Consider the following 8,207-nt stretch of genomic DNA (forward strand, 5'->3'; position numbering starts at 1 on the left):
CGGCCCATCCTTCGAGACGCCCGCCTTTGGCGGGCCCTCAGGATGAGGACGGAGTGCGCGGCAGCAATTTCGACCGGCAAAGATGCCGCTCAGCCTCATCCTGAGGAGACCGCTGTAAGCGGTCGTCTCGAAGGACGAGGCGTGCTCAGGCCCCCGCCAAGAAGTCACATGCGATAGCTCTCCCCGGGGGAAGGACAAGAGTTGCCCCAGCGTCTTCGCACATGACGGATGCCGGCCTCTCGGCTAGATTGCCTCTACAAAAACAAGACGAATGGTCCGGGAGGACAGGCGTGCACAAGGGACGTGTCGTTTACGGCGCGATCGAGGAGGTCGTCTTTGGCCATCCTGCGGCAGGCGCCATCGTCGCGCAGATGGACCGGCTGGGGACGTGCCGTGCCTTCCTGATGGTCTCCGGCACGCTGAACCGGCAGACCGACGAAATCGAGAAGATCAGAGAGGCGCTGGGTGCGCGCTGCGCGGGCGTGTTCGACGCCATGCCGGCGCACACGCCGCGCGAGGCGGTGATCGCGGCTACCAATGCGGCGCGCGAGGTGGGCGCCGATCTGATCGTCACGGTCGGCGGCGGCTCGATCACCGACGGCGCCAAGGCGGTGCAGCTTTGTCTTGCCAACGGCATCAATGATATCGACGGCATCGAGCGCATCCGCGTGCACAAGGGCGTCGCGCCGGACATGAACGCGCCGGCCGTGCGCCAGATCAGCGTGCCGACGACCATTGCCGGCGGCGAGTTCAGCTCGATCGCGGGCGTGACCGACCGCAGCACGCATGTGAAGCAGATGCTGCGGCATCCGCTCACCGTGCCGCGCGCGACCATCCTCGATCCCGCCATCACCGTGCACACGCCGGAATGGCTGTTCCTGTCCACCGGCATCCGCGCCGTGGACCATTGCGTCGAGGCGATCTGCTCGCGCGAGACGCACCCTTATGCCGACGCGCAATCGGTCAAGGGCCTTGCCATGCTCGCCGACGCGCTGCCGCGGGTGAAGGCCGATCCTGCCGACCTCGACGCGCGGATGGACGCGCAGATCGGCACCTGGCTGTCGATGGGCGCGCTTGCGGCCGGCGTCCCGATGGGTGCGAGCCATGGCATCGGCTACGTGCTGGGGGCGGCCTTCGACGTGCCGCACGGCTACACCTCCTGCATCATGCTGCCGGCGGTGATGCGCTGGAACGCGCGCGACAATGCCGAGCGCCAGATGATCGTGGCTGCCGCCATGGGCTTTCCCGGCCACAATGCCGCCGATGTGCTCGATGCCTTCATCCGCTCGCTCGGCATGCCACGGAGCCTTGCGGACGTGCGCGTGTCGCCGGAGCATTTCGACGCCATCGCCGAACAGGCGATGCGCACGCCCTGGGTGCCCCGCAACCCGCGCAAGATCGACGGCCCCGCGCAGTTGCGCGAAATCCTGCTTCTCGCCGCATAACCTCAAGCCGGAGGATCGATGTACACTGGTCACCATGCCCGCCTGCGTCCGCTCCAGCCCGCCTTCATCATGGCCGCGACCGGCGAAACCGTCACCTATCGCGAGTTGGAGGCGCGCAGCAACCGCCTGGCGCATCTGTTCCGCAAGCACGGCTTGAAACGGCTCGACCATTATTCGATCTTCATGGAGAACAATTCCCGCTATCTCGAGGCCTGCGGCGCCGGCGAGCGGTCCGGGCTGTACTACACCTGCATCAACTCCTTCCTGACGCCGGGCGAGCTCGCCTATCTCCTCGTCAACAGCCAGTCCAAGATCCTGATCACCTCCGTGGCGAAGCTCGACATCGCGCGCGAGGCGATCAAGGCCTGCCCCGATATCAAGCTCTGCATCGTCGCCGACGGCCCCGGCGAGAGTGACCGCATCGTCGGCCTTGCCGCGGTGACCGCCGATCTGCCGAAGACACCGATCGCGGATGAGTGGCTCGGCACCGCGATGCTCTATTCGTCCGGCACGACAGGGCGGCCCAAGGGCATCCTGCGGCCGCTGCCGGAGGAGCCGCCGAAGCACAATCTGCCGCTGTTCGATTTCCTGACGAAGCTCTGGCACTACCGCGAGGGCATGGTCTATCTGTCGCCGGCGCCGCTCTATCACTCCGCGCCACAAGCCGCCGTGAACCTCACGATCCGCATGGGCGGCACCGTCATCATCATGGAGACGTTCGACCCCGAGCGCTATCTCGAGCTCGTCGAGCGGTGGGGCATCACGCACACCCAGCTGGTGCCGACGATGTTCTCGCGCATGCTGAAGCTGCCTGAGGAGGTGCGAAAGCGCCACGACCTGTCCTCGCTCGAGATCGCGATCCACGCCGCGGCGCCCTGCCCGGCCCTCGTCAAGGACGACGTCATCAAATGGTGGGGGCCGATCATCCACGAATATTACGGCGCGACCGAGGGCCTCGGCTTCACCGCCTGCAACAGCGAGGAGTGGCTCGCCCATCGCGGCACCGTCGGCAAGGTGCTGCTGGGCGACCTCCACATTCTCGATGAGAACATGCGGGAATGCCCGACCGGCACACCCGGCCAGGTGTGGTTCAAGACCGCCTCGCCCTTCGAATATTTCAACGATCCGGAGAAGACCAGGGAGGCGCGCTCCGCCGACGGCAGCATGAGCACGGTCGGCGACGTCGGCTATGTCGATGCCGATCGCTTCCTCTACCTCACCGACCGCGCCACCTTCATGATCATCTCGGGCGGCRTGAACATCTATCCGCAGGAATGCGAAAATCTGCTGATCACCCACCCGAAGGTCGCCGATGCCGCCGTGTTCGGCGTGCCCAATCCCGATCTCGGCGAAGAGGTGAAGGCGGTGGTGCAGCCCATGCCGGGCGTGGTGCCGGGCGAAACGCTCGCCGAGGAGCTGATCGCCTTCTGCGGGGCGTCGCTGTCGCGACAGAAGGTGCCGCGCTCGGTCGATTTCGAGAAGGAACTGCCGCGCCTGCCGACGGGCAAACTGTACAAGCGGTTGCTAAGGGACCGGTACTGGGGGAACAAGGCGTCGCGGATTGTGTGAGGGGCCGTAACGTGCGGCTGTTTGGCACGCACGTCGCCACGATGTCGTCCCGGCGAAGGCCGGGACCCATACCGCGTGATCTATCAATTGTGATAGGTGGCAGTACCGGACAACTTTCTTCGCCAAACTGCTCCCTGGGGATATGGGTCCCCGGCCCCCGTGCGCAATTGCGCACTAGGCCGGGACGACGGCGGAGTTTGTTGCGATAGTCGGGCCCAACGCCTGCGCAGGAACTGGCGCCCCCACTCTCACATCGTGAGAGAAAAGCCCCTGCGGCCTTCCGTCATCCGAATTGTCGAGAGCGCCGCCACCCTTGCCGGTTGCCTCGCTGCGAGGGCCTCGCTATCGTCGCTTCAAACAGGCCGAAAAAGGCTGTTGTCCAGGGAGGACGAGGATGCGGAGCGTGCGGGCGCTCGCCGCGACGGCGGCGCTATCTTTGCTGGCGTTTTCGACCATCGCATTGGCCGGCGGGCCCAAGCAGGGCGGAATTCTGCGGATGTATCACCGCGACAGCCCCGGCAACGCCTCGATCCACGAAGGCGCGACCTACTCGCTCAACGTTCCCTTCATGCCCGTGTTCAACAACCTCGTCATCTACAAGCAGGACGTGGCGCAGAACAGTATGGATACCATCGTGCCGGAGCTCGCGGAGAGCTGGGCCTGGGTGAACGACAACAAGACGCTGACCTTCAAGCTGCGCCAGGGCGTCAAATGGCACGACGGCAAGCCGTTCACCTCGGCGGACGTGAAGTGTACCTTCGACATGCTGATGGGCAAGTCGCAGCAGAAGTTCCGGCAAAATCCCCGAAAATCCTGGTACGATCAGGTCAACGACGTTTCGACCAACGGCGATCTCGAGGTCTCGTTCAATCTGAAGCGGCCGCAGCCGTCACTGCTGGCGCTGCTCGCCTCGGGCTATACGCCCGTGTACCCGTGTCACGTCTCGCCCGGCGACATGCGCACGCATCCGATCGGTACCGGCCCGTTCAGATTCGTCGAGTTCAAGGCCAATGAATCGATCAAGCTGACCCGCAATCCCGACTATTGGCGCGAGGGCCGGCCCTATCTCGACGGCATCGAGTTCACCATCATCCCGAACCGCTCGACGGCGATCCTCGCTTTCGTCGCCGGCAAGTTCGACATGACATTCCCGACGCACATCACCATCCCCCTCCTGAAGGATGTGAAATCCCAGGCAGCTAATGCCGTTTGCAAGGTCGAGCCTACCAATGTCTCGACCAACATCATCGTCAATTCGACCGCGCCGCCGTTCGACAATATCGAAATCCGCCGCGCCATGGCGATGTCCCTCGACCGCAAGGCCTTCGTATCGATCCTGTTCGAGGGCCAGGCCGACATCGGCGGCACCATGCTGCCGGCACCGAACGGGCTGTGGGGCATGCCGAAGGAGATGCTGGAGAGCATTCCGGGCTATGGTCCCGACGTGAACGCCAACCGCGAGGAGGCGCGCAAGCTGATGCAGAAGGCGGGCTACGGTCCGGACAAGCATCTCGCGGTCAAKGTCTCGACCCGCAACCTTGCCGAATATCGCGATCCCGCGGTGATCCTGATCGACCAGCTCAAGAGCATCTATATCGACGGCGAGCTCGACGTCGTCGAGACTGCGAACTGGTTCCCGAAAGTCGCGCGCAAGGACTACATGCTCGGCCTCAACCTGACCGGCAACGCCGTGGACGATCCCGACCAGTCGTTTTACGAGAACTATTCCTGCGGTTCCGAGCGGAACTACACCAACTATTGCAACAAGGACATCGAAAAGCTGTTCGAGGTGCAGTCGCAGGAGACCGACGTCGCCAAGCGCAAGAAACTCGTTTGGGACATCGACAAGAAGTTGCAGGAGGACGTCGCGCGCCCGATCATCTTCCATGCGCGCGCGGGCACCTGCTGGCAGCCCTATGTCAAGGGCGTAACGGTCATGTCGAACAGCTCCTACAACGGCTACCGCTACGAGGACGTGTGGCTCGACAAGTAGCGCGGCGGACGGGCGGCTAACGGCTCGACGGGAGAGCGCAAAATGTTTGCCTATCTGGTGCGGCGCCTGTTTCTGATGCTCGTGACCCTGTTCGGGATCTCGGTCGTCATCTTCTTCCTGCTGCGCATCGTGCCCGGCAACATCGTCGACATCCTGTTTGCCGCGGCCGGCTACGTCGATCCCGCCGACAAGGCCAATCTGGAGAAGGAGCTCGGCATCGACCAGCCGCTGGTGGTGCAATATTGGCACTGGATCAGCGGCTTCCTGCGCGGCGATTTTGGTTACTCCTATGTCTCCGAGAAGCCGGCGCTTCAGGAGATCCTGCCGCGGATCCCGATCACGGCGCGGCTCGCCGGCCTGGCGCTGCTGTTTTCGGCGTCCATCGGCATTCCCCTGGGCGTCATCAGCGCGGTGAAGCAGGGAACGCGGCTCGACTACGCGCTGCGTGTCGTGAGTCTGTCCGGCCTGTCGCTGCCGTCATTCTGGCTGGGGCTGCTGGTCCTCACGGCGTCGGTGGCGATGTTCGGCCAGATGCCGCTCTTCAATCCGAACCCCCAGAGTTTTGGCGAGGCGGTCGCAACCTATTGCATCCCGGCGATGGTGGTCGGATTCCGCAGTTCGGCACTGACCATGCGCATCACCCGTTCCTCGATGCTGGAGGTGCTGCGGCAGGATTACATCCGCACCGCGCGCGCCAAGGGCGCATCCGATGCCGCGGTGAACTACCAGCATGCGCTGAAGAACGCGATCCTGCCCGTCATCACGGTGATCGGCATCGAGGCCGCGTTCCTGATCGGCGGTCTGATCGTCACCGAGACCGTGTTCAACATCCCCGGCGTCGCGCGCTTCCTGGTCGAGGCGATCCGCTGGCGCGATTATCCGATCGTGCAGAACCTCGTGATGCTGATCGCCGTCGTGGTGGTGAGCGCGAATTTCATCGTCGACATGCTGTATGCGGTGTTCGACCCGCGTATCCGGTACACGGATTAGTCACATGATCATCACTCATACAGCGTTCGCGCGTTCGTTCACCTCTCCCCGCCTGCGGGGGAGAGGGAGAAGGTAGGAGCCGCATGGCCACGATCGACTATGATCTTGAACTCAGACGCGCCGGCGTGCATGCGACYGGCGGCTGGCGGCGCGTGCTGTTCCTGGCGCAGCGGCATGTGCTGGGCGCTGCGGGGCTCGTCATCATGACGGCGTTCGTCCTCACGGCGATCTTCGCCGATTTCATCGCACGCTATGATCCGCTGACGATCGACTCCGCCCGCGCGCTGGCCCGCCCGAGCCTGACGCACTGGATGGGTACGGATTCCTTCGGCCGCGACGTCTTCAGCCGCATCATCCATGGTGCACGCATCTCCCTTGCCGTCGGCATCGGCTCGACCGCGCTCGGCGGCACGATCGGCGTCATCGTCGGGCTGACGTCCGGTTATCTCTCCGGCTGGGTCGATCTGGTGTTCCAGCGTGTCTCTGACGTTCTTCAGGCGCTTCCATTGCTGGTCCTGGCACTGATCATGACCGCCGCACTCGGCCCGTCCTTGCCGAACGTCATCATCGCCATCGCCATTCCGCTGATCCCGACCGTGTCGCGCGTCATTCGCGCCAACACGCTGGCGCTGCGCGAACTGCCCTTTATCGAATCCGCCAAGTCGATCGGCATGAGCGACGTCCGCATCGCGCTCCGCCATGTGCTGCCGAACACGCTGGCGCCACTGATCGTGCTCGCCACCGCGCAGCTCGGCTCGACCATTCTCACCGAAGCCTCGCTCTCCTTCCTCGGCCTCGGCATTCCCGAGCCTTATCCGTCCTGGGGCCGCATGCTGTCGGAATCCGCGGCCGAATATGCCCGCACCGCGCCGTGGCTGGTAATCTTCCCGGGCATCGCCATCAGCCTCGCCGTGTTCGGCGCCAACCTGTTCGGCGACGCCCTCCGCGACATCCTCGATCCCCGGCAGCGCAGTTGATGGCTGATAAATCCGATCTCGTGCTCGAGGTGAAGAACCTAAAGACGGTGTTCTTCACGAACTCCGGTCTGTTCAAGGCCGTCGACGACGTCTCCTTCACGGTCAAGCGCGGCGAGACGCTGGCGATCGTCGGCGAGTCCGGCTGCGGCAAGAGCGTCACCGCGCTGTCGCTGATGCGGCTGGTGCCCGATCCTCCCGGCCGCATCGTCGGCGGCACCGTCACGCTCGAAGGCGCCGACCTGCTGGCGCTGGATGAGGCACAGATGCGCGCCGTCAGGGGTAACCGCATCTCCATGATCTTCCAGGAGCCGATGACGTCGCTCAATCCCGTCATGCGGATCGGCGACCAGATCGTCGAAGCCGTGCGGCTGCACCGGGCGATGTCGGCCAAAGAAGCCTGGAACATCGCAGTCGAGATGCTGCGGCTGGTGCGGATTCCGGAGCCAGCGCGGCGCGCGCGGGAATATCCGCACCAATTGTCCGGCGGCATGCGCCAGCGCGCGATGATCGCGATGGCGCTGGCCTGCCGGCCGGCGCTGCTGATCGCGGACGAGCCGACCACTGCGCTGGACGTCACCATCCAGGCGCAGATCCTGGCGCTGATCCTCGACCTCCAGAAGGAGCTCGGCACCGGGCTCGTGCTGATCACCCATGATCTCGGCGTCGTCGCGCAGACCGCGCAGCGCGTGATCGTGATGTATGCGGGCCGGAAGGTCGAGGAAGCCAGCGTCGAGGCGCTGTTCGCCGATCCCAAGCACCCCTATACGCGCGGGCTGATGGCCTCGATTCCGTCGGTGCCGGCGTCCGGCGCCGCGACGCAGGCGCGACTCAACGAAATTCCCGGCACCGTGCCGTCGCTGGTGCGGCTGCCCCCAGGCTGCGCTTTCGCGCCGCGCTGCAAGCTCGCGGTGAAACGCTGCCAGGACGAATATCCGCCGCTCATGGATTGGGGCGGAGGGCATCTTGCCGCCTGCTGGCGCGCGGCTGACGTCGCGGAGGTCGCATGACCGAAGCGCTGCTCGAAGTCACCGATCTCACGAAGCATTACCCGGTGCGCGCCGGCGTGTTGCGCAGGCAGGTCGGCACCGTGCACGCGGTCGACGGCGTCTCGTTCGCGGTTGGTGTCGGCGAAACACTGGGGCTGGTCGGCGAATCCGGCTGCGGCAAGTCGACGGTGGCGCGCAGCGTGCTGCGGCTGGTCGAACCGACCTCCGGACAGATCCGTCTCGGGGG

7 protein-coding genes are annotated in these 8,207 nt (G+C 64.8%); all 7 read left to right on the forward strand.

What is annotated here, in order from left to right; all coding sequences use genetic code 11:
• Nucleotides 1-290: 290 nt before the first annotated feature.
• Complete coding sequence (locus tag AC1D00_RS16265; RefSeq protein ID WP_477011381.1) at nt 291-1,445, forward strand: iron-containing alcohol dehydrogenase; 1,155 nt, start codon at nt 291-293, stop codon at nt 1,443-1,445.
• A gap of 18 nt (nt 1,446-1,463) precedes the next feature.
• Entirely contained in the window at nt 1,464-3,014 is a 1,551-nt protein-coding gene (locus AC1D00_RS16270; RefSeq protein WP_477011382.1) for an AMP-binding protein, read from the forward strand.
• A gap of 394 nt (nt 3,015-3,408) precedes the next feature.
• Nucleotides 3,409-5,007, forward strand: a complete 1,599-nt coding sequence (locus AC1D00_RS16275) for an ABC transporter substrate-binding protein (protein ID WP_477011383.1) — start codon at nt 3,409-3,411, stop codon at nt 5,005-5,007.
• A gap of 42 nt (nt 5,008-5,049) precedes the next feature.
• Complete coding sequence (locus tag AC1D00_RS16280; protein WP_011083812.1) at nt 5,050-5,997, forward strand: ABC transporter permease; 948 nt, start codon at nt 5,050-5,052, stop codon at nt 5,995-5,997.
• 83 nt (nt 5,998-6,080) lie between these two features.
• Nucleotides 6,081-6,974, forward strand: coding sequence for an ABC transporter permease (locus tag AC1D00_RS16285; RefSeq protein ID WP_135179162.1), 894 nt, complete (start codon nt 6,081-6,083; stop codon nt 6,972-6,974).
• On the forward strand, nt 6,974-7,981 hold the full coding sequence (locus AC1D00_RS16290; RefSeq protein ID WP_477011384.1) for an ABC transporter ATP-binding protein: 1,008 nt from the start codon (nt 6,974-6,976) through the stop codon (nt 7,979-7,981). Before AC1D00_RS16285 ends, AC1D00_RS16290 begins: the two co-directional genes overlap by 1 nt.
• Nucleotides 7,978-8,207: ATP-binding cassette domain-containing protein (locus AC1D00_RS16295; protein ID WP_477011385.1), on the forward strand; the 230-nt coding region annotated here is incomplete at its 3' end. The genes AC1D00_RS16290 and AC1D00_RS16295, both read left to right, overlap by 4 nt.

This window comes from Bradyrhizobium sp. P2_E8, from assembly GCF_056403875.1.

Bases quoted from the DNA above. Each gene is read 5' to 3' on its own strand.
- AC1D00_RS16280 (WP_011083812.1), top strand. From the start codon at position 5,050: ATGTTTGCCTATCTGGTGCGGCGCCTGTTTCTGATGCTCGTGACCCTG.
- AC1D00_RS16290 (WP_477011384.1), top strand. From the start codon at position 6,974: ATGGCTGATAAATCCGATCTCGTGCTCGAGGTGAAGAACCTAAAGACG.